The sequence below is a fragment of the Streptosporangium sandarakinum genome (genome assembly GCF_050942225.1).
In the GTDB taxonomy this organism is placed as follows: Bacteria; Actinomycetota; Actinomycetes; order Streptosporangiales; family Streptosporangiaceae; genus Streptosporangium; species Streptosporangium nondiastaticum.
Window position 1 is genome coordinate 4231231 of record NZ_CP192034.1, and the last position, 21499, is coordinate 4252729.

The 21499-nt window shown below is 69.9% G+C and carries 19 protein-coding genes and 2 pseudogenes; 7 read left to right on the forward strand and 14 right to left on the reverse strand.

Features of this window, described 5'->3' with window-relative positions; translation table 11 throughout:
• The first annotated feature begins 214 nt into the window (after positions 1 to 214).
• A complete protein-coding gene (locus tag ACQP10_RS19710) occupies positions 215 to 1330 on the forward strand; it encodes a hypothetical protein (RefSeq protein WP_433539440.1) in 1116 nt (371 codons plus the stop codon).
• Positions 1331 to 1804: 474 nt separating this feature from the next.
• Here the strand turns inward: ACQP10_RS19710 and ACQP10_RS19715 are convergent, their stop codons facing one another.
• From ACQP10_RS19715 to ACQP10_RS19730, 4 genes and pseudogenes are all read right to left on the reverse strand, one after another.
• Complete coding sequence (locus ACQP10_RS19715) at positions 1805 to 3505, reverse strand: hypothetical protein (RefSeq protein ID WP_433539441.1); 1701 nt, start codon at positions 3503 to 3505, stop codon at positions 1805 to 1807.
• 633 nt (positions 3506 to 4138) lie between these two features.
• Positions 4139 to 5895 (reverse strand): annotated as a pseudogene (locus tag ACQP10_RS19720) (Tn3 family transposase).
• Between the two features lie 88 nt (positions 5896 to 5983).
• Positions 5984 to 6484: a DUF4158 domain-containing protein gene (locus tag ACQP10_RS19725; protein WP_433539442.1), complete on the reverse strand. Its 501-nt coding sequence runs from the start codon at positions 6482 to 6484 to the stop codon at positions 5984 to 5986.
• Positions 6402 to 6767, reverse strand: coding sequence for a DUF4158 domain-containing protein (locus ACQP10_RS19730; RefSeq protein WP_433539443.1), 366 nt, complete (start codon positions 6765 to 6767; stop codon positions 6402 to 6404). Before ACQP10_RS19730 ends, ACQP10_RS19725 begins: the two co-directional genes overlap by 83 nt.
• Between ACQP10_RS19730 and ACQP10_RS19735 the strand changes: the two are divergent.
• The 3 genes and pseudogenes from ACQP10_RS19735 to ACQP10_RS19745 form a co-directional block, all read left to right on the forward strand.
• Positions 6766 to 7035: pseudogene (locus ACQP10_RS19735) on the forward strand (thermonuclease family protein); the annotation flags it as partial. The gene ACQP10_RS19730 and the pseudogene ACQP10_RS19735 overlap by 2 nt on opposite strands.
• A 17-nt stretch (positions 7036 to 7052) precedes the next feature.
• Positions 7053 to 7247 carry an excalibur calcium-binding domain-containing protein gene (locus tag ACQP10_RS19740; protein ID WP_433539444.1) on the forward strand — a complete coding sequence of 65 codons (195 nt, stop codon included), beginning with the start codon at positions 7053 to 7055 and terminating at the stop codon, positions 7245 to 7247.
• A 173-nt stretch (positions 7248 to 7420) separates the two neighbouring features.
• Positions 7421 to 7681 (forward strand): hypothetical protein, encoded by a 261-nt coding sequence (locus ACQP10_RS19745; protein WP_346021259.1) that lies wholly within the window; start codon positions 7421 to 7423, stop codon positions 7679 to 7681.
• Between the two features lie 306 nt (positions 7682 to 7987).
• Here ACQP10_RS19745 and ACQP10_RS19750 read toward each other — a convergent pair whose 3' ends face one another.
• Positions 7988 to 9997, reverse strand: a complete 2010-nt coding sequence (locus tag ACQP10_RS19750) for a WD40 repeat domain-containing serine/threonine protein kinase (RefSeq protein ID WP_433539445.1) — start codon at positions 9995 to 9997, stop codon at positions 7988 to 7990.
• Positions 9998 to 10599: 602 nt separating this feature from the next.
• Positions 10600 to 11328 (reverse strand): TetR/AcrR family transcriptional regulator, encoded by a 729-nt coding sequence (locus ACQP10_RS19755; protein WP_399501617.1) that lies wholly within the window; start codon positions 11326 to 11328, stop codon positions 10600 to 10602.
• 85 nt (positions 11329 to 11413) lie between these two features.
• On the opposite strand from ACQP10_RS19755, the gene ACQP10_RS19760 reads away from it, so the two are divergent.
• Positions 11414 to 12247: an alpha/beta fold hydrolase gene (locus tag ACQP10_RS19760; protein ID WP_433539446.1), complete on the forward strand. Its 834-nt coding sequence runs from the start codon at positions 11414 to 11416 to the stop codon at positions 12245 to 12247.
• Between the two features lie 914 nt (positions 12248 to 13161).
• On the opposite strand, the gene ACQP10_RS19765 is transcribed toward ACQP10_RS19760, so the two are convergent.
• Positions 13162 to 13845, reverse strand: a complete 684-nt coding sequence (locus tag ACQP10_RS19765) for a helix-turn-helix domain-containing protein (RefSeq protein WP_433539447.1) — start codon at positions 13843 to 13845, stop codon at positions 13162 to 13164.
• 274 nt (positions 13846 to 14119) lie between these two features.
• Here ACQP10_RS19765 and ACQP10_RS19770 point away from each other — a divergent pair, with 274 nt between their 5' ends.
• Positions 14120 to 15109 carry a hypothetical protein gene (locus tag ACQP10_RS19770; RefSeq protein WP_433539448.1) on the forward strand — a complete coding sequence of 330 codons (990 nt, stop codon included), beginning with the start codon at positions 14120 to 14122 and terminating at the stop codon, positions 15107 to 15109.
• Positions 15110 to 15219: 110 nt separating this feature from the next.
• Here the strand turns inward: ACQP10_RS19770 and ACQP10_RS19775 are convergent, their stop codons facing one another.
• The 5 genes from ACQP10_RS19775 to ACQP10_RS19795 all read right to left on the reverse strand — a co-directional run bounded on the left by ACQP10_RS19775 (position 15220) and on the right by ACQP10_RS19795 (position 18048).
• Complete coding sequence (locus ACQP10_RS19775) at positions 15220 to 15369, reverse strand: hypothetical protein (protein WP_433541922.1); 150 nt, start codon at positions 15367 to 15369, stop codon at positions 15220 to 15222.
• 133 nt (positions 15370 to 15502) lie between these two features.
• Entirely contained in the window at positions 15503 to 15949 is a 447-nt protein-coding gene (locus tag ACQP10_RS19780) for a nitroreductase family deazaflavin-dependent oxidoreductase (RefSeq protein WP_390004777.1), read from the reverse strand.
• Complete coding sequence (locus ACQP10_RS19785; RefSeq protein ID WP_399501621.1) at positions 15946 to 16962, reverse strand: alpha/beta hydrolase; 1017 nt, start codon at positions 16960 to 16962, stop codon at positions 15946 to 15948. The genes ACQP10_RS19780 and ACQP10_RS19785 overlap by 4 nt, the downstream gene beginning before the upstream one ends.
• Before the next feature lie 95 nt (positions 16963 to 17057).
• Positions 17058 to 17588 carry a PadR family transcriptional regulator gene (locus ACQP10_RS19790; RefSeq protein WP_433539449.1) on the reverse strand — a complete coding sequence of 177 codons (531 nt, stop codon included), beginning with the start codon at positions 17586 to 17588 and terminating at the stop codon, positions 17058 to 17060.
• 310 nt (positions 17589 to 17898) lie between these two features.
• Positions 17899 to 18048 carry a hypothetical protein gene (locus tag ACQP10_RS19795; RefSeq protein ID WP_433539450.1) on the reverse strand — a complete coding sequence of 50 codons (150 nt, stop codon included), beginning with the start codon at positions 18046 to 18048 and terminating at the stop codon, positions 17899 to 17901.
• 533 nt (positions 18049 to 18581) lie between these two features.
• Here ACQP10_RS19795 and ACQP10_RS19800 point away from each other — a divergent pair.
• A complete protein-coding gene (locus ACQP10_RS19800; RefSeq protein ID WP_399501624.1) occupies positions 18582 to 19559 on the forward strand; it encodes a PLP-dependent cysteine synthase family protein in 978 nt (325 codons plus the stop codon).
• A 144-nt stretch (positions 19560 to 19703) separates the two neighbouring features.
• On the opposite strand, the gene ACQP10_RS19805 is transcribed toward ACQP10_RS19800, so the two are convergent.
• Positions 19704 to 20708, reverse strand: a complete 1005-nt coding sequence (locus ACQP10_RS19805; protein WP_433539451.1) for an ABC transporter substrate-binding protein — start codon at positions 20706 to 20708, stop codon at positions 19704 to 19706.
• A complete protein-coding gene (locus tag ACQP10_RS19810) occupies positions 20705 to 21499 on the reverse strand; it encodes an ABC transporter ATP-binding protein (RefSeq protein ID WP_433539452.1) in 795 nt (264 codons plus the stop codon). The genes ACQP10_RS19805 and ACQP10_RS19810 overlap by 4 nt, the downstream gene beginning before the upstream one ends.

Consider the following 21499-nt stretch of genomic DNA (forward strand, 5'->3'; position numbering starts at 1 on the left):
CCTTCGATGGGGTCTTGCAGGAGTGCCTGCACGCGGATGCGGCCGTCGGCGAGAAGCAGAACTGGGGCGCCGCACGCGGTGCTGCCCGGGTACCGTGCCTTGCAGGGTCGCCCGGCACCTTGGGGCGGTGTGGCATCTGCTGGACGTCGCCCGGGCGCTGGAAGCCGGCCTGGACCGTTGACCGGGTGGTTGTCCCGGGGAAGTGGGAGAGGACATGCGATTTCTGGAGCGGGAACGCGCCACTGTGGCGAAGCTGCTGCCGGGGCTGGACGAGAGCCTGCGGGCGTTACCCCTCATGAAGCTGGAGGGCCCTGATAGCCCCGGCCTCCAGCTCTTCCGCGACAACGGCGGCCTCGGGCTGGTGGCGCCGAGCGACCAGCGGGGGCGGGGAGCCACCGCCCTGGACGCTCTGCGGGTGCAGCGCGCGCTGGGCAGCAGGACACCGTCGCTGGCCGTGGCCACCACCTGGCACCACCTCTCGATGGCCATCCTGGTCGGCCTGGCCACCCCCGACGATGACCAGAGGTCGATGCTGGTCGAGAGCTTGGCCGTCGGCAATCAGCTCGTGGCGTTCGGCTTCGCCGAGGAGCGTCCCGGCGCCGGCATCCTGTCCCCCGCGATGACCGCCACGCTGTCGCCCGACGGCCTGCTGACCAGCGGGAGGACGCGCCCGTGCAGTCTGGCCCGGTCGATGGACCTGCTCGCCGTCAGTGTCATGGCCCCCAACTGGGAGGACGACCGCCGCGAGGGGATACCGGTGGTGGCGCTGGTGCCCGCAGGGCTTGACGGTATGAGCGTCGGCGGGGCGGGGGCGGGCAGCGAGCAGGTCACCCTCGACAACGCCCTGGTGGAGCCGGACTGGCTGGTGCGCGCCTCGGCCCCCGAGGGGCAGCCGGAGGTCATACTGACCGCGGGCTTCGCCTGGTTCCAGCTGCTGATGACCGGCAGCTATCTCGGGGCCGTCAGCGCACTGGTCGAGCGGGTACTGCTCGACAACCAGGTGCCCGAGGCCGAGCAGGTCGGGCTGCTGGTGGAGGCCGAGGGCGCGATGTCGGCCGCGGAGAGCGTCGCCCGCCGGATCGACGACGGCAGCCCGGACGAGTCGACGCTCGCCGAGTCGCTGTACGTCCGCTACTGCGTGCAGGACACCCTCGCCCGGGTGGTCCCGCGCGCGGTCCAGCTGCTCGGCGACCTCGACTCCATGGCCTCCACCGAGGTCGGCCACCTCGCCGCCTGCGCCAACGGGCTGGAGCTGCATCCGCCGGCCCGGGACCGGATGACCGCTCCGCTGGCGGCGTACCTGGGCGACGGGCCGCTCACCATCGCCTGATCCCCGGCGTGCCCGGCAGCACCTTCGGTCGCGCACTGACCGGTGGGTCGTCGGCATGCGCCAGGGCCGCGAGCACCCCGCTCACCCGGCCGCGCCACGTCGATCAGGCCAGGCACTGACGCTCCCTCCTGCCCGCCGTCGCCCTGCACGGGCCGTTCGCGCCCTGCGACGGCGCGGCTTACCGCCACCGGCTGTTTCGCCGTTACTCCGCCCCGGGAGGCCTCGCCGCCGGTGCAGTTGTTGGCCGGCGGCGTCCCATGTCCATGATCACCGTCGGTCGCGGCCGGGGCGGTTCTTCCCTCCTGGGTCCGGTGAGGGGGCGCACGAGCCGCTGGAGCGGGACAGACGCGACGCGCTTGGCAGGGCGCTGGTGATCAACGCGCCTTACCTGCATCACCTCCACGACGACATGGGCCGGAGTATCCTCCGGGCCCATGTCGTGTGCAGGGGTTGTTTCCTTGAGCGGTGGTGAAGTCAGGAAGTTTCGTAGCCGACCCAGTTGAGGTGCCAGCCCATCCGCTCGGCATCGGCGACCGTCAGGGGCTGGTTGTCGCGCCATCTGAGGTAAACGGTGAAGCCGGTGGCGCTGGGGTAGAAGATGACACTGGTGCTGATGTCATATCCCAGGCCGTCGGTACCTTCGATGGCGATGAGGTAAAGGGGGCTGCTGGTGAACCCGGCGGCGGAGGTATCGACGGTGATGGCGAAAGCGTTCCCTCCAGTTTGCCTCCAGCCATACCTAGGGGTGCTTCGTCCTGAGGCCACTCCGCCGTTGACCTTGCGGGCGTACAGGGTGCCCAGGTCGTTGGAGCCGAGTGCGCTCCAGAGTTTCATTCCGCCTTGGAGGAACCTGATGTCTCCGTCACCATCGTTAGGTCCGCTCACGTAATCGGCTCTGATGCCGCTGACGTGCAGGGTGCCCGGATCGTTGGAGCCGAGTGCGCTCCAGAGTTTCATTCCGCCTTGGAGGAACCTGATGTCTCCGTCACCGTCATTAGGTCCGCTCACGTAATCGGCTCTGATGCCGCTGGCCTCCAGAGTGCCCCGCACGCCGGAGCCGCCTTCATGCCAGATCTTCACCCCGCCGGGGTAGAAGCCGATGACTCCCTCGCCGCTGTTGAACCCCTGCACATACCCGGTGTACAAGCCGCTGGCCTCCAGGGTGCCCCGCTCGCTGGAGCCGAGTGCGCTCCAGACTTTCACCCCGCCCTGGAGGAAGGTGATGTCTCCCTCGCCGGCGTTAAGCCCCTTCACATACTGGGTGGCCACGCCACTGAGGATGGCATCGCCGGCCGTCAACGTCCCCTTTACGCCGGAGGTGTCGGAGATCTCCGCCCCTGTGCCGGTGATGGTGAGGCCCCAGTTGCTCGCGATCCCTTGGACCCGGGGTGTCTTGATCTCGGTGGTGGCGGTGAGCGTTTCGAGTTCGGGATTGCGCACCTGAACGGTCGTGGTGAGGAAGTGCTGCTGCTGCGTGGCGGGGTCGGTGGCGATGAGGATGTAGGTGGTGGCCCGCTTCGGGGCGGGCGGTGACCAGCTGCTCCCGGAGACGGGGACGGGCTGCGGCGCGCCCGGGTACATGATCTGGTAGCCGAAGCCGGCGGGCCCCTCCCAGCGCAGCACGGGCTTTTCACCGGCGTCCACGTCCACCATGGCCTTGTCCGGACGGAAGCTGTGCGGCGAGAGCTCCTTTGAAGCGGTCTTCACCACCGCCACCATCGTGTCGCTGGGGGGCAGGCTCTTCCCGGGCTTGGGGTTGGTTCTGCCGGTCGTCTCGGTCACCGTCAGCACGGCCAGCCCGGCGGTGCGGGCGACGGTGACGTCGTTCAGCGTCAGCACCATGTAGTCGCCGCGGTCGAAACGGCCTGTGCCGGCAGAGGCGGTGACCTGGAAGGCGTTGGAGCCCTGCCGCTGGACGTTCACCGACGGTGGGGTGCTCGGCGAGGTGCCCGGCTTCGGGACGTACCGGACCTTGGGCTTGATCTTGTTGAAGTTCGAGGTGAGGTGGCCGTCGCCGTTGCCGACGGGCATCGACACCGTGATCGTGGACCAGTACGCCGCCTGCTGTCCGGTGTTGGTGACGAGCAGGTACACCGTCCCCATGGACGGCCGCCCGGCCGCTGACGCTTCCAGGGACGCCGGGTCGGTGAGGACGGTGTAGGTCAGCATGGGCATGGTCACGATTCCTTCTCTTCGAGGACGGCGCGGGCCGATGACTCGCCCGCGGCAAGAGAACCGGGCCGGGCGGGACAGGCAGTGACATGGATGGCGCCTCGGCAACCCGCCTGTGACGCACCGGAGAAGATCACCTCTTGATCCAATCGTCCAGCGTTGGAGCGTGACAATGCCACTCAAGGCGGCCATAACAGGGCGGACCGGCAACATCATCAGCGTCTTGACGAGCATCGGGACCATGCGTCACCGGCGTCAGTGAAAGCATCCTCCCGAATATGTCCTCAGCCCCAAGGCGAGCCGATCTGCGCAGGTCACGGCACCTCCGAGAGGATCATGTTTCGGAAGCGGAGACGGCCACGACTTCCGAGCCCCGCCAGCGCGGCCGCGGTGGCCAGGCTGTTGGCCAGGAGTTGCGCGCCAACGTCGCCCGACAGGGGGGCGGCCATGATGCCAGAGCCGGCTACCACCCTCACCAGCGCGCCGGTGCCGACCAGCTCGGCCGGCGCCCGTCGCGCCAGCAGGCCGGCGCGGAAGCCAGGCCGCCGTGGGCGGGGCGGCTGCTGAAGCGGTACCTGCCCCGGCCTCGTACGGCCCCCGCCCTGACGGCTCCCGCGCTCTCGGGTGTGGGGGTCGTCAGAGCGGGTCGCCGGTGTGGAAGGGCCGCAGCCCGTCTCCGGCTCCGGCACGGGCGAAGGCGTAACGGCCCAGGAAGTTGGTGTGCTCGTAGGCGATCGGCGACAGCCGGGCGCACATCTCGTCGGTGACGGGGAAGCCCTGCTCGCGCAGCTGGGTGACGGCGGCGTCGAGGTAGAGGCTGTTCCACCACACCACGGCGTTCAGCGCCAGGCCCGGAGCGCCGAGCTGGTCTTCCATGCCTTCGCGGTAGCGCTGGCGCAGCTGGCCGCGGTTACCGAAAGCGATCTTCCGCGCGAGCCGGTGGCGGGCCTCCTGCACGTTCAGCTGGGCGCCGATCATCCGCCGGTAGCCCTCATCGTGCAGAAATTGCAGCAGGTGCAGAGTTTTGAAGATGCGGCCGTAGTGCACGAACGCCTCCCCCAGGCCGGTGGGACGGCCGTCGACCGACAGCATCCGGATCAGGTCGTAGGCACGCACCGTGCCCATCGTCAGCGAGCCGGCCACGCGCAGCTGTCGCCCCAGTGGGAGCGGATCCGATCCAGGCGGACGACATGGCGGGACATGTTTTCCAGCGGGCCGTAGGTGGCTGCGGTGTTGGTGCGCCACAGCCGGGTGTCGGCCAGGTCGGCGATGCGCGGGGAGAACTGGTAGCCGCAGATCGCGAACAGGCCGAAGACGATGTCGGAGTAGCTGGCGGTGTCGGTGACGACGGTCTCCGGCCGCGGTCCGCCGTCCAGGTTGAAGATGGCGTCCAGGATGAACAGCGAGTCGCGCAAGGTGCCGGGCACGACCAGCCCACCGATGCCCATCACCTGGTCGTTGACGACGTTCAGCCAGGTCGCGCCACTCTGCCGACCGAAGTAGATCGGGTTGTGCACGGCATGCAGACTCTGCACTGGGACGACGAAGCGCAGCCCGTCGGCCGATGCGATGTGCCCGCTGCCCCAATGCCGGACGATGCCGATGCCGGACTGGGCGGCGATCAGCCGGGCGTTGGCGGCCGCGATCGTCTCGCCGCGCAGATAGCCCTGGTCGACCTGCTGCAACCGGGCCCGCGTGAGGGCGGGCACGTTCGGTTTCTCGATCGGCACTAAGCCCACGTTGCACGCCTCGGCCACGATCAGCGCGGCCAGACTCATCGGGAAGTCCTCCATCGCGGTGTCGGCGCCGGAGACGTGGGTGAAGTCGGCCGGCAGGCCGGTGCGGTCGAAGACCTCCAGCAGCAGCTCGGGGAAATCCACTCGCGGCAGCATGCCGCCGACCAGCGCCCGTAGTTCCTTCATCAGCGGCGGCTCGGCCAGCGCGCCGAGTTTCTCCAGCCGTAGCCGGCCGCCGACGAACTGCACCGCGGTGTTGCCGCCGAGCCCGTCCAGTACTCGGGTGTAGGCGGCCTCCAGCGCGCCGGCGAGCTCGGCCAGGTGCCCGGCCGGCTCCAATTCGTGTTCCAGTGAGGCCAGCACCTGCGGTCGCGCCCGCTCCCACGCCTGCCCGGCCAGCAGCCGGGCGCGGGGGTCGCTCCAGCGTTCGGAGCCCTCGGCGAACACATTGCACCGCCGCAACGCGCCGTGCAGGTGCATGAGTGCACACAGCACGAACGCCGCCTTGTCGACCTGCCCGGCGGGCAAGTCCGGGTTGCGGTGCACCAAGCCCCGCCAGGAGCCGGTGATCAGCTCGTCGTGGGCGGCGATGTCGGCCGGGCTGTAGCGGCGTCGGCTCTTGGCCATCGCCGCCGCGGTGCGCACCATCGCCAACATCGATGCGCCCGCCTCCACCGCCCGCAACCGGATCACCTCCAGCAGCGGCTCGATGAAGCCCTGCACCGTCCGGTAGCGCTTGACCAGCTCAGCCCGCCACTCGGCCGCCGCGTCGTCGTCGGTGACCGGCACGAACTCCACCACCGTCTCCACCGCGGCCGCCAGCCTCTCGCGCGGCACCACCTCCTCGATCGCCTTCCACACCTCCACCAGCGACACCAGCCGATCCTCCGTCGCCTCCGGCGCGGCGATCAGCACCTCCATCGCCGAAGCCATCGTGCGGGCCGCCTTGCTGGTGCATGTCATCCGACAGCCGGCCCGACAGCAGCGCGTACACCCGCTCGGTCTCCGCCCGCCGCACCTCGCCGACCAGCCGTACCAGCACGCTGATGCCCGGCAGCAAGATGCGCTCCTTCAGCAGGTGCACCTGCGCCCGGTCGAACAACGCCCGCGGCCCTTCCACTGAGGCCCACACCCGCGCGGCCACGAACTGCCGCACCTCAGCCTCACATGCGCCGAAGTCGGCGGTAGCCAAGCAGCTCGCGGATCTCCCACGCGTGTTCGTAGGCGGTCTTAGGACGCCGGCCATAGTCAGCCAGGCAGGCCGGGTCGAGGTCAAGCTGCTCGGCGACGAAAGCGACTGCGCCGGAAGGCACCACGAGCGGGTCCTCGGTCAGGAACACCCCGAGCATCCGGACCGTCCCCCACTGCACCGCCCACCCCAGCATCGTCGCAGGGCGCCGCTTGCTCGCCAGAGCGTCCAGGGCCGCACGGTCCAGCCGGAAGAACTGCTCCAGCTCTGCCGGTGAGGGCTCCTCAGGGAAGCGACCATAGCGGGCGATCTGCTCATCAGAGAGAAATTCGAAAGGCATGGCCCAGGAACGTAGGCCCCGCAACCAGGACAAACGAGAGCAGTCACCGAACCGAAACGAAGATCACGCTCCAAGCGCCAATTTCTGCACCCAGACTCCTCGAAGGCCCTACGGTCGCGCGCTCCGGTACGTCTGGGGCCGTACCGGGGTGTTCACTGACAGGAACCTGGTGCGCTACGGGTACGCCAAGGCCGAGCGGGAGCGGCCCAACGACCGCTACATCGACGTGATGCGCACCGAGCAGGCCAAGGCCGAGCGGGAGCATCTGCGCTTGTGGTCCGGCCGGTGCGACACCGGCACACCGGCCGGACCACCCCGACCCCGGCTCCGACGCCCGACCCGCCGGCCGACAACGATCCGCGGTTCGGCACCTGCGCCGAGGCCAACCGGAACGGGTACGGCCCGTACCGCCGCGGCGTCGACCCCGAGTACGCCTGGTACCAGGACCGCGACGGCGACGGCCTGGTCTGCGAGCGCTGATCTGGGCAACAGGCGCCCCTCCGCCCCGTAGGGGAGGCGGGGCGCCTGTCGCGTTCCGGACGCAGGAGGAGCGGGAGGGCTTGGCGGCCAAATGGCAGGCCCTCGGCGAGGCTGGGAACGCCGCCGACGTCCGAGGGTGCTTCGTGCCACCTGAGCGGGCAGAGAGGCGCTGCTTGATCGCACTCGTGGTCGGCCTGGATCGCCGCATGGCCTACGAACCACCTCCTGACCTGCTGAAGCTCAAGACCGACTTCCTCACCAACGAGGCCGAGCTGCCCACGCTGGCGGGCGAGAAGTGGCAGACCGCGTTTGCGCGCAGCCAGAAGTTGGCTCTGGAGATTCATCGGCATGCGTGGTGGAGCGAGGTGGACAACCGTCATTCGGCGTGGATGGCGCTCCTACAGGCCGCCAAGGAGCAGCAGGCCCGCCGGTAGCTCGCCGGCCGGTACCCCATGAGGCAACGCGGCCCCGTCCTTGTGCGGAGGGCGGGGCCGCTGCTGGGTGTGAGGTCAACTGACCCGGCTCTCGGGGCAGGGCTGCCCGCACCTGCCGTCCCCTCTCGCAGGGCGGGGCCATGATGGCGAGGTGCTCCGGTTCCGGCCTTCCTTCGCCCTGGCTGAAGACCGCCGCCGCGACACCGAGAACGGCCCGGAGGCCGCCCGCAAACGCGGCCAGGCCGGCGGCCCGGCGCAGTGCGTTTCTGCCGTACCGCGGTGGCACCCCCATCTGAAGGGAAGGGGTCAGGTGAGCTTCCACAGCCGGGCGGTGTTGTCGCGGCTGCCGGTGGCGAGAGTCTCACCGTCCGGGCTGAACGCCACCGAGCAGACGCCGTCGGTGTGGCCGGTGAGGATGGTGTTGATGAAGCCGGTGTCCACCTCCCGCAACCACACGGCGTCATCGCCGCTGCCGGCGGCGAGGAACCTGCCGTCCGGGCTGAACGCCACCGAAGAGACCGGTTCGGTGTGGCCGGTGAAAGTGGCGGTGCTATGTCTGTTGAAGAAGAAGGGGACGGTGCGGCCGATGACCACCTCCCACAACCACACGGCGTCATCGCCGCTGCCGGCGGCGAGGAACCTGCCGTCCGGGCTGAACGCCACCGAGTGGAAACCGCCGGTGTAGATGATGGGAGGGGACAGGGGGGCGGTCGGCGAGGGGACGGTGCTGCGGTTGGTGAGGGTGGCGGTGGTGCGGCCGGTGGTCACCTCCCACAACCGCACGGTCTTATCATCGCTGCTGGTGGCGAGAAGCTTGCCATCGGGGCTGAACGCCACCGAGGAGACCGGTTCGGTGTGGCCGGTGAGGGTGGCGGTGGTGCGGCCGGTGGCCGCCTCCCACAATCGCACGGTGTTGTCGCCGCTGCCGGTGGCGAGGGTTCTGCCGTCGGGGCTGAACGCCACCGAGGAGACCGGTTCGGTGTGGCCGGTGAGGGTGGCGGTGGTGCGGCCGGTGGTCGCCTCCCACAGCCGGACGGTGTTGTCGCCGCTGCCGGTGGCGAGGGTTCTGCCGTCGGGGCTGAACGCCACCGAGGAGACCGGTTCGGTGTGGCCGGTGAGGGTGGCGGTGGTGCGGCCGGTGGTCGCCTCCCACAGCCGGACGGTGTTGTCGCCGCTGCCGGTGGCGAGGGTTCTGCCGTCGGGGCTGAACGCCACCGATAAGACATCGTCGGTGTGACCTGTGAGGGTGATGTGGGGGTCGAATGCGGTGTTCAGCAGTAATGCCACGGAACCGCCGGCGAGGACGGCCACCCCGAGACCGCCGAAGAGAACGGTGCGGCGCCGTATTCGGCTCGGGGCGTGCGCTGGTGGCGGCGTAATGTGCCGTACCAGCAGGAGCGGCGTTGGTTTCACCGCGGGCGCGTCCGGGGTGTCGATCGTCTCTGCCGGAGGGCGTCGGCTCTTTTGCGCCTGAGGTGGCTCGTCAGGGAATCGGCGCAGGCGTTCGGCGACGGACGCGGCGCTCTGGGGCCGGTCGCCGGGTTGCTTGGCCAGCAGGTCCAGTACCAGCGCGTTGAGATGGTCGGGGATCTCCGGGCGTGACGATTTCGGTGGCGCCGGGTGCCGGTCGAGGTGCTGGTAGAGGATCGCGCCGACATTGGAGCCGGTCTCGATCCAGGTGGTCCCGGTGAGCAGTTCGTACAGGACGCAGCCGAAGGCGTACAGGTCGGTGCGGTGGTCTACCTGCCCGCCCCGGATCTGCTCGGGCGCCATGTACAGCGGGGTCCCCGCCGAAGAGCCGGTGGCGGTGATCTTCGTGGCGTCGGCGAGACGGGCGATCCCGAAGTCGCAGATCTTCACCCGGCCGTCCTCCAGCAGGAACAGATTGGCCGGTTTGATATCACGGTGCACCACACCACGGCGGTGGGCGGCGGCGAGCGCATCGGTGATCTGCACGGCCAGCTCCGTCACCCGCTCGATCGGCAGGCCCCCGGGGCTGGCGGCGAGCAGGTGACGCAGGTCGCGGCCGACCATCAGCTCCATCACCAGAAACAGCCAGCGCTCATCCCCGTGCAGGTGTTCGTCGATGTCGAACACCGTGGTGATACCGGGATGATTCAACGCCGCGGCGACCTCGGCCTCCCGCCGGAATCGGGCCACCCCGGCCGGGTCCGCCGCGATCGTCAACGGAAGGATCTTGACAGCGACCGGACGCCGCAGCCGCAGATCGACCCCCCGCCACACCTCCCCCATCCCGCCCCGGCCCAGCGGCTCCTCCAGCCGGTACCGGCCGGCCAGTTCCACCTTCGGCTGCATCCCTCGCCTCCAGCCCTGCCCGCACCCAGGGAAAGATCACAACCGCTACATTCCATCAGATATGCGCGATTTGGTACCCGTGAACAAACCGATCGTGACCGTTCCCGGGCCGGGTGGGGAGAGCCGGCACAACGCCTCCTGCGAAGAGTGACCTTGCCGGTGGCACCAGCGGCGTCGAAGCCCTGCCGCCCCCCGAGGGTCTGCCGCCGTTGTACGCCCCCGCCCTCGCCGCTCTCACCTCGAAGGAGGGGCGCCATCGGAGCACGGCGGAAATGCACCGCGCCGGGGCCGCAGACCAGCTGAACCTCACCTCTGTGCGGCCTCGGGGATCGCATCACCGCAGGTCATCGCCATTGCATCGGTTCGCGGGCCATTCCGGTCCCGCGCACCGTACGGCGGCCCACCGCCGAAGCCGCTGCTGTCGGCTCCGCCTTTCGGCCTGCGCTTTCAGATGGACGTGGCTCGTATCTGCCGTATCCCGGCCGCATCCCTCTTTGACCGGCTCGCTCGTCCTCGGAGTCGGGCTCGGCCCGCACCCCGATCGCCCTCAGCGCCGCCGCATACACAGCAGCCTGCTCCCCGGCCCCGCGCGTCGCTCGGGGCTATGACGGGGACGGGGTCGCGCACCGGGTGGCGAGGCCGTCCAGGAGGCAGCCGAGGCCGAACGCGAAGCGCCGCTCGCTCTCGCGTTCGACGTCGATCTCGCCCGCGGCGGCCATCCGGCCGGCCAGCGTCGGGTGGCGTTCGGTGACCTGGCGCAGGTACTCGGCCGCCCGCTCGTCCCAGCCGGACCCGGTCCCGCTCATGCGGGCCAGCGTGTCGCGCCAGGCGACCTCTGTGATGACCGCGCCGACCACGTGGTCGTTGACGGCGGCCATGGCGGCGTCGAGGTCGGAGCCGGCGAACCCGGCGCGCTCCAGCAGGCGCAGCCCGGTCTCGGCCAGGGCGAGCGCGTTCGGGCCGAGATTGGGTCTGACGGTCAGCTCGGAAAGGGCCCACCGGTGGCGCAGCAGCATGGCACGGTTGCTGCGGGCCAGCGCCGCCAGGCCGTCCCGCCAGTCGGACGTGCCGGGAGCGGCACGCACCTCGGCCAGCACGCGGTCGAGGGCCAGCTCCAGCAGGTCGTCCTTGGTGTGGACGTACCAGTACAGCGACCCGGCGGTCACCCCCAGCTCGGTGGCGACGCGGCGCATCGACAGGCCGCGGTGACCCTCGGCGTCGAGGACGGCGACCGCCACGTCGACGATCCGCTCGCGGGTGAGCTGACGGTCGCGCGGCGGCCGCTCGGGACGCAGCCACACGGACCCGCCGGAGGACTCTGACGACGGCACGCGATCACCCTACCTGCCTTGACGTCGCCTTCAATTTCCTTATACAACGTTCAAGAGCATTAAACGCCGTTCAAGGAGGAGTCGGATGTCCGCCCCCACCCCGATGTTCCGCGCGAACGGCCCGCTGCCGGGCGACGTGCACGTGACCGCGCTCGGCCCTGACTCCGGGCCGCCGGCGGTCTTCGTGCACGGCTCCACGAGCTGGGGCGACGACCCGGTGTACGGGTTCGCAGCGCAACGCCCGCTGGCCGGCCGGTTCCGGCTGCTCCTGATGGACCGCCGGGGCTGCGGCGGCAGCCCGGACGCCGGGGACAGGTTCCCCGGCGACTACCTGGCCGACGCCGACGACGTCGCCGAACTCCTCGGCGCGGGCGCGCACCTGGTCGGCCACTCCTACGGCGCCGTCGGAGCCATGATCGCGGCGGCGCGCAGGCCGGAGGCGGTGCGCTCGCTCACCTTGGTCGAGCCAGGCTGCTACCAGGCGGCCGCCGACCACCCCGCCGTGGCCGAGGCGCTGCGCGCCAACCGCGCCGCCTACGCCGGCCTTCCCGACCTGACGCCCGAGGAGTGGCTGCGAGCCGCCGCCGACTCGGCCGGCACGCCGGAGCCGGAGATGGGCGATAGGCGGTTGCGCGCGGCCGCCACGGCGCTGCGCGAACGCGTCTGCTGGGAGGCGGGCCTCCCGCTGCCGGCGCTGCGGGCGGCGGCCTTCCCCAAGCTGGTCGTCTCGGGCACCTGGGAGGGCGCCCCCGGCCCGTACCGGGAGCGCGGCGGCGTTCCTCTCATGGCCTGCGCACGGGTCACGGCCGAGCGGATCGGCGCCCGGCACGAGCAGGTGCCAGGCAGTGCCCACTACCCGCACGTCGAGGCGCCAGAGCGGCTGAACGCGCTGCTCACCGCCCTGTGGTCCGGTGCCTGAACGGGCCGCGCCGGTCCTGACCGGCCCCGAGAGCGTCATGACCAGTTGGGCCAAGGCTGCGGTCAACGCGGCCGCGGTGGCGATGAGCGGCACAACGTAGCCATGATGCTCTGTGCGCGACCAAACCACGGCGTCGACATGGGCAGACGAACACAAGCTCCAGGTGGTCAGCGTGCTGGAGCCGAGGACGCGACCGAGCACGTCAGGCTGCGTGAGCGCGGCGGTGCCGCGTCTGCTGCCCCGAGGTCACACCGCCGGCGTGCGGGTCGAGCCGGTTCACCGCGGGCGGCGGCCGCGACGGGTAGGTCATCATCGGTTCGCAGTGCCCGGGATCGGTCCATGCACGCCATCGCCACCCACCAGGCCACCGGAACCGGGATCGGCTATGTCGCGCGGGAGATCGCCCACGTCATAGCGCCCCTTGTCGGGTCTCAACGACAGACCCGCCGCTCACGCCACTGTGCAACCGCTCTCCTCCCGGGCACCGTCCGCCCTGGAGCACCGGGACGCGGTCACCGTTCGCACCCGAGATCCGCCGGGCCGGCGTCGGCTGACGATAGGGCCCCGGCCCGGGCCGGAACCCCGGACGGTACGGCCGAGCAGCGCAGGACTCGATCGCCGATGCACCGGTCACGCGACCCGGGATGCCGTTAAGACTCGTGTCACCCGGTACACGCGATCGCGTCAGACCTGGTGGCGAGCATGGCGACACCGGACGACACTGTCGTTCCGTCGGGTCTGCCGCTCAGCAACGGAAACTGCTGAGCGGGCTCAATGCGATCGCGTGTACCTGGTAGCAGCTTCGTTGACGGCAGGCCCGGTTTCGTTCACGGGGTCGAACAGGGCCTCGTGGGCGTTGAGGGGGCGATTGGACGACAGCACTGGAAATCCGGGACACAATTCCAGCGGTCCGATCACGGCGGGAGGTCGCGCCAGCGTTCGGCCGACGCCAGAGCGTCCAGGCTGATCCGCTCCAGGAACGCACCGCCCCTGACCAGGCGGCGTCCCACGGGCGTGTCGAGCCCGAGCGCCTCCCCAGCCGCCTTCGTGATCTCCGCCGCCGCGAGCGTCTGCCGCGCGCTGGTCACCGTCGAGTGGTACCAGGCGTCGTCGTCGACCACGTAGACGTCGCGCCGCCGCTGCGGATCACGCTCGCGCCTGATCAGCCCTTGTCGGGCCAGGTAGCCCACCGCCATGGAGATCGAGGCGGGACTGACGTTCAGCCCGCGCGACAGCTCGGCCGCAGTGAGCCTGCCGTCCTCGCTCAGCCACAGGCCGATGAGTACCCGCGCCACCATCTTCGGCAGGCCCATCCCGACCGCCATCTCGACGGCCCCCTCTTCCACCTCCAAGACCTTGCGCTCTCGGGGTTCGGCATCGGGCGAACGGGCCGGGGTGCCGCGCCGCGCCCGCCGCGCCGCCGCCTGGTGCGCCCGCTCGGGACGGTAATCACCGGGGCCGCCGCTACGGCCGACCTCACGGCTGATCGTCGAGGTCGGCCGGTCCAGCCACCTGGCGATCTCGGCGTAGGAGCGGCCTTCGGCGAGGCCGGTCGCGATGCGCTGGCGCTCCCGCAGAGTCAACCTTCCTTCGGGCATGACACCACTATTGCGTTCGACGCCACACAATGCAACGTTTCGTTGCATTCAGCTTCAGGATCAACGCATCAATATACCCGTCTTTAAGTGCATTTATGCATATCGACTGATTGACGGAATTTTTGAAAGCAACGTAGCTTTCAATCATGTCGAACACGCACTGTCGCGACGAGCCGGCCACTCCGTCTCTCGATCGCGTATCCGCCTGTACCTTCGCCCCCGCCCCTTCGCGGACTGCCCCGCATGCAGAGCTCTGCAACCGGTGAGGGCAGACGTGTTCAAACGCATTCTTCCAGCGCTGAGCCTGCTGATTCTCGCGCCGCTGGTCGGTGAGTATCTGCTGGGCAACATCGCCATCGACGCCCTACCGATGATCATCGGGCTGATCCCACTCTACGGCGGTGGCGCGCTGCTGATCCGCGAGGTCGCCCGCCGGTGGCGGCTGGGGTGGCCGGGGATCATCCTGCTCGGGCTCGCCTATGCCGTTATCGAGGAGGGCCTGCTCACCCGGTCGCTGTTCGATCCCGACTATGTCGGGCTGCGGTTGCTCGACTACGGGTTCATTCCGGCGCTGGGCATCGGCGCCTACTGGACCGTGTTCGTCCTGGCCATCCATGGGGTGTGGAGCATCGCGGTGCCGATCTCGATGGTAGAGGCGGGCTCACGCCGGCCGGACACCCCCTGGCTCGGCAAGGCCGGCCTCACCGTGCCAGCCATCCTGTTCCTGCTAGGCGGCGCGGTGCCCATCGCCCTGGCAAGTCCGGCTGCCATCTACCCGTTGTCGGCCGCTCAGATCACCGGGACGACGATCACGGCCGTCACCCTGATCATCACCGCGTTCCTGTCCGCTCGATTCCGCCGCCCCCTCCTCCCGGCCATGCCGGCCAGCCCGTGGACCGTCTTCGCGATCACCATCGCGGCCGGGCTGGCGTTCTGGATCCCCAACCTGCTCGCCATGGTGGGGATCAAGCTGGAGTCCGTCGTGCCCGCGTGGATCACGGTCGGCTTCTACCTCGCGCTCTACGCCACCATGACGCTGCTCATCCTGCGCTGGTCCCGGTGCACGGGCTGGGGATCCTGGCACAGGTTCGCCCTGGGCGCTGCCGGCCTGGTCACCTACGCCTGGCACGGCTTCCCGCAGCCGCCGAGTTTCCCAGCGCCCGCGCATGTGGACCTCATGGGCAACGCGGTCTTCGCGCTGGCCGCCCTCGGGCTGCTCGCCTTTGTGGTGGTACGGCTCCGCCGCACCGCTCCGCCAATCTGATCTTTAACCTCGGCGCTTGCGAGATCGCTCCAGTTCCGGGAGCCAAGGAGGTGCGGCTTCGCGCGAGAGCATGAGGCTTCTCGTGGCGTGAAGCCAGCCGGCCCCCGAATTCAGCGGTGGAGCTCGGCCGGCGCCAGGCCGCGGCCGAGCCGTTTGTGTTCGTGGACGACCAGGGTGACCGCGACGCCGGAGGCGCGCACCTCCCGGGCCAGGGTGATGGTCCGTTCGAGTTCGGGGCGCCGTGTGGTGCGGGTGGAGATCTTCTCGGAGAAGGCCCGGGTGACCCCGGCGGTCCTCGAGACCTAGAAAGCGATCTCAAGACTGGCCAAGGTCACGCTCAACGTCGTGTGTGCGGTCAACGAGATGCGCATGGGGCGTGGCTGCGGATCATCGTCAGCCGAGGTCTGGCATCGCCGCCCGCTCGATGATCACGATCGGGATCTGTCTTGACGTCTCTCGCTGGTAACCGGTGTAGCGCGGCCATATTCCGGTCATCGTCTCCCACAGGCGCAGCCGCTCGTCCTCGGCCGCCAGATGGGCCACCGCGTCGAACACCTCGGCCCCGACCTGCACCTTGACCCGTGGCTGGGCGAGCAGATTGTGGAACCAGAGCGGATGGTCGGCGGCACCGCCGTTGGAGGCGACCACGAGGTAGCGGTCGCCGTCGCGGCCGTAGATGAGGGCGGTGCGCCGAGGAAGTCCTGAGCGGCGGCCGATCGTCGTGATCAGTAGCGTGGGGGCGCCGTGGAAGAGGTGACCGCGAGCGCCGCCGGACTCGGCGTAGCTCTTGACGTGCCTGGCCACCCACCCGGTCGGGCTGTCGATCGGCTCGTGGCTCATCGCGCCGCTCCGCCCACGCGGCGGTCGGCCCACGCGCGTGCCTGGGCGAACCAGTGGGGCGCGGTGCGGTGGCCGTTGAGCACGTGCCCGGTGCCGGGGACCACGACGGTCTCCAGTTTGGCGCGGGGACTGTAGAAGGGGGCCTCCTGGGCGTGCAGCGCGGCGGAGGAGGAGCGGGCTCCGGCCAGTAGCTTGTCGTGCTCGCCGTTGATGATCAGTACGGGGGCCTGGATGTGCTTGTTGATCGAGGGCGGGGTGTAGGAGTCGCCGGGAGGGAAGACGTCGGTCGTCTTGGTGGCCTCGTCGGCGGTGATGACCTTGGAGTCAGCGTTGGGCCGGTGGTAGAACCAGGTGGCCCGCAGGCCGGGCCGGGTGGTGAGGTAGCCGTCGTCGAGCCCGCGCCCGGCGAAGGCGGGGTCGTCGGCGGCGCGGTGGATTCCCGCACCCATCTGCTCGAAAGCGGCCTCGTTCGGCACGCTCGATTCACCGGTCAGGATGACGCCGTCCACCTCCGCTGGATGTGCGGCGGCCACCGTGCGGGCGAGGGTCGAGCCCAGCGAGTGGCCGACCAGAACGACCTTGGCGAACCGTCCGCCGCCCAGACGGCCTTCGCGCAACTTCCGGATGAGCTGGCGGATGACGATCTGGTGGGTGTCGCGCCCGAAGCGGGCGCTCGGCGGGTAGGAGCTCGCCCCGGTACCGAGACGGTCTATGGCCAGCGTGGCGTACCCGGCGGCGGTCATCGTCTCCACGTAGGAGGGGCGCTGCCGGTCGCCGTGCATCCGCCAGTAGGCCTGGCCATAGAAGCCGCCGGGAATGAGCAGCTGAACGGTGGCGGCATGGCCGCGTGGCAGGCACAGGGTGCCGGCGACGTGCTGGTCGGCGGGGCCGCTGGAGGTCATCGCCACCTTGGCGCTGACCGGCCGGCAGACGGGGGCGGTGATCGCCGCCACTGGGATCGGGGTTGCGGGGATCGAGACGAGCCCTAGAAGTACCGCTGTCGTGATGCGCATGAGACTCCTTCGAGATACCCAAATTTGGTTAACCAAATTTGGGTATCGAACTATGGCTCATCCACCCTCGTACCGTCAAACCGGTCTGCGGCCGATCAGGCCGACTCCTCGCCGCGTTCCAACCGCCCGATCAAGTCACGGATCCACGCCGCCTCGCCCGCCGCCTGCGCCGCGCGCAGGGCGAACAACTCTGTCACGGCCCTTGGGCGCTTTCCCTCCTGGGCCGTGGCCACGATCTGCGCCCGCTCACCCTCCAAAGCGCGCACCCGCTCCTTGAGCAGCGCGATCACCTCCTCCTCGGGCAGCGCGGGAAGCAGCACAAGGGCTGCGTTGAGCAGTTCCGGACGCCGATCGGGAACCCTCAGGGCGCTTCTGAGCAGCCCGAGGAACTCCGCCTCGCCCTTGTCGTTGATGGCGTAATCGACGCGCCCCGGCCATTCGTGCACCTCGCTGGTGTCCAGAAGACCTTCCTTGGCCAGCTGACGCAGCGCGTGGTAGATCGACCCCGACCTGAGCCCTGCCCATTGCCCGGCCTCCCACGACTCCAGTTCAGAGCCCACCAGATAGCCGTGTGCCTGACCGTGCAGCCGCACCACGCCAAGGACCAGCAGTCGCGTCGCCGACATCGTCTCCCTCACTCGCCGGGGCCCGGCACCCGTCAAAGCCCTGCCGAACAGGCTATCTGTCGTGCCCGTGGAGGCGAGAAGGCGACGGGCGAGGCAGCGTCGCCTTCGATGCCGAGACCATGACGGCCGCCTACAGCATGCTCCACGTCATCGTCGCGCTCACCCAGACCGGGCCGTAAGCACCAGAGGGTGGCCCGCGCCCGGCGCAGACCACCCTGACGATCACCGCCTAGCGAGGGGGAAGGCGGCGAGGACCGGCTGCCTGCTCCCGGCCGAGACCAGGCCGCAGGAGCGCCACCGTGGACGGTCTCTAGCCGGCGGGTCGTGCGGCGTGTTCCACCGAGAAAGAGAGGGGAGTCCAGCCGCCGCCCTCGCAGTAGGTGGGCCTACGGCGGATGCGCCACCGGAACACCACGTCGGCCACGGTGATGAGCCGAGAGCCCTTCCTGGGCATCGCCATGAATCTCTCCTGCTCCGCCCATGTCCCGCGAGGCGCCGGAACCAGAGCCGCACCGCGGTGGCTCCCCGGGAGCGGAGCCTCTACCCGAGGACCTGAGCGACCGAGTGATCAGATGAGCGGCGGGGGCGTCCACGCGGACCTCCTGGGGACCACGCTGGGACCACACGTCATGCGCGTAGCCGCACGACCCGCACGTCACCGAACGTCGTTCGTCGCTCCCTGAGGGGGCCACCGGAGTACGGCGGAAATGCACCGCGCCGGGGCCGCAGACCGGCTGAACCTCACCTCTGTGCGGCCTTGGGGATCGCATCACCGCAGGTCATCGCCATTGCATCGGTTCGCGGGCCATGACGGTCCCGCGCACCGTACGGCGGCCCACCGCCGAAGCCGCTGCTGTCGGCTCCGCCTTTCGGCCTGCGCTTTCAGATGGACGTGGCTCGTATCTGCCGTATCCCGGCCGCATCCCTCTTTGACCGGCTCGCTCGTGGCGAACGGGCGCGGTCTTTTCGGGCCGCACCGGGCATGGTGGAACGGTGAACTGGAACACGCGAGCGCTCGACGTGCTGACGGTGGGCGAGTCCACCCCGCTGATCGACTTCCCAGTAGCGGCACCCGGGATCAGACTGCTGCTGAAGGACGAGTCCGCTCAGCCGACCGGGAGCCTGCGGCACCGGCACGCCAGGGCACTGTTCCGCCAGGCCGTGCTCGACGGGGCGATCGCCGAGGGCGTGACCGTGGTAGAGGCAACCGGCGGCAACGCGGCCGTGGCCCAGGCGTGGTTCGCGCGGCGGCTCGGGCTGCCGTACATCGTCGTCATGCCGGGCGAGCGCAGCCGGGCGCGGGCGCGGCCGGTGGAGGAGCTGGGCGGGGAGTGCCGATTCGTGACACCGCCGCTGGCGATCTACAACGCCGCACGGGAGATCGACGGGCACTTCCTGGACCAGTTCGGGCGGGCCGCGCCGCACGACCTGGCGGAGGAACTGTTCGGGCAGGTGCGGCCGGACTGGGTGGTGACGGGCGCGAGCACCGGAGCGACCTCGGCCACCCTCGGCCAGTGGATCCGGGCCCACGATGAGAGCTGCCGGGTCGCGGTGGCAGATCCCGAGAATTCGGCCTACTTCCCGGGATGGACCCTCGACGCGCCCGACTACAGCACCGGGATGCCCTCGCGGATCGAGGGCATCGGACGCCCGCGCGTCGAGCCCGCCTTCCGGCCCGACCTCGTGGACCTGATCGTCCCCGTGCCCGACGCGGCCGGTGTGGCGGCGGCCCGGCATATCCGCGAGGTCACCGGGCTGCCGGTTGGCGCCTCGTCGGGTACCGCATTGTGGGCGGCGCTGGAACTGGTCGAGCGCATGCAGGCCAAGGGCGAGACCGGCACAGTGGTGTCGCTGATCGGCGACGCGGCCGACCGACATCTGGCGACCTATCACGACGACGGGTGGGTCGCTGGGAAAGGGCTGGACGTAGGACGGTACACGGGCACGCTGCGGCAGCGAACCAGCCTGTAGCCGGCGTGCGGCTTGCGGCGGCGAGACGAGCGGCGAGTGCTGGTTCCTGCCCTTGGTCCGAGGTGCTATCCGGACCTCGTCGATCTTGGAAATATGCATGATCACTGCTCGGCCTCCTGTCGCTGCCCGTCTCGCCGTGACTGCTCATCTGTCCAGCTCGCGGAGGTAGGCGGCGAACTTCTCCAAGCCGTCGAGGTTGCGCGGCCCGCTGATGCCCTCGTTGTAGTCGAGGATGAAGAAGCGGTCGTTGACGACGGCGGGCAGCTTGCTGGTGGCGGGGAACTCCTTCAGGAACTGGATCTTCTCCTGGGCGGGCTTGTCCCCGTAGTCGAGGATGATGATGACCTCCGGCTTGGCCTTCATGACGGCTTCCCAGGTCACCTCGGTCCATCGGGCGTCGAGGTCGGCGAAGACGTTGCGGCCGCCGGACAGGCGGATGATGTCGTTGGGCGGCACCTGGCTGCCGGCGGTGAAAGGCTTGTCGGTGCTCGAGTCGTACAGGAAGACGGGGACCTGCTCGTCCTTGGGCGCCTGTGCCCGCACCGCCTCGACGCGCTTGCGGTACCCGTCGACCAGGGAGCGGGCCCGGTCCTCGACGCCGAAGATCTTCCCGAGGCGCTCCAGGTCCGTGTAGAGGCCTTCGAACGGTGTCACCCGCTCGGGGTGTCCGGGGTAGTTGAAGCACGATTCGGTGTGCATGAAGCTCTGGATCTTCAGCCCGTCGAGGATGGCCGGGGTGATGCCGCGCTGGTCGCTGAAGCCCGAGCGCCAGCCGGCTACCACGAAGTCGGCCTTGGCCTCCACGACCAGCTCGCGGTTGAGCAGGTCGTCGCCGAGGAACTTCACCTTGGCGTACTCGGCTGCCCAGGGTGACTCGGTGACGGGCGGGTTGGCGGGTGGCATGACGTAGCCGTGGACGTGCTCGGTGAGGCCGAGGGCGAACATCTTGTCGGCGCTGCCGCCTTCGTAGACGACGGCGCGGTGCGGAGTGGTGTACTCGACCGGCTGGCCGCACCGGTTGACCGTCACTTTTCGGGCGGCTGCGGGGCCGTCCACCCGGGCTCCGCAGCCGGTCAGCAGCAGGACACCCACCAGGGCGGGGACGGTGAGGCGCAGTGGGCGGGACGCCAGCGGGGAGCGCGTGGTCACGCGGGGTTTCCTTTCGCGGTCGGGGTCGAGCCCAGGTTGTAGAGCACCTGGGGGACGCCGGTGAGGGGGTGGGGGACGATGCTCGCCGCGACGCCGAAGACGTCGCGCAGGAGCGCTTCGGTGAGGACTTCGGCGGGAGGCCCGCAGGCCACGAGACTCCCTCGGGACAGCACCGCCAGCCGGTCGCACGCGGCGGCGGCGAGGTTGAGGTCGTGCAGGGTGACCAGCACGCTGAGACCGGATTCCTTGAGCATCGACAGCAGCCGGAGCTGGTGGTGCAGGTCGAGGTGGTTGGTCGGCTCGTCCAGGATCAGCACCCGGGGTTCCTGCACGAGCGCGCGGGCCACCAGGACCCGCTGGCGTTCACCGCCGGACAGCGACAGCACACCGCGGCCGGCCAGGTGCGCGATCCCCGTCTGCGCCATGGCCCGGCGGCACAGCTCGCGTTCGGTTGCGCTGAGCGCCTGGTTGCCGCGCAGGTGCGGGGTGCGGCCGAGCGCGACGACCTCCCCGACGGTGAAGTCGAGGTCGGCCCCTCCTTCCTGGGTGAGCGCCGCGATCATCCGGGCGCTCTCGCGCAGGGGGATCCGGTCGAGGTCCCTGCCGTCGATGCGCACCACACCGCCGGTCGGCCGCAGCGCCCGGTACACGCAGCGCAAGGCCGTGGTCTTGCCTGAGCCGTTCGGGCCGATCAGGCCGACGATCTGCCGGGGCCCGACGGTGAGCGCCAGGTCGCGCAGCAGGGCCGCCCCGTCGACGGAGACCGAGATCTCATCGAGCAGAAGGGTCAT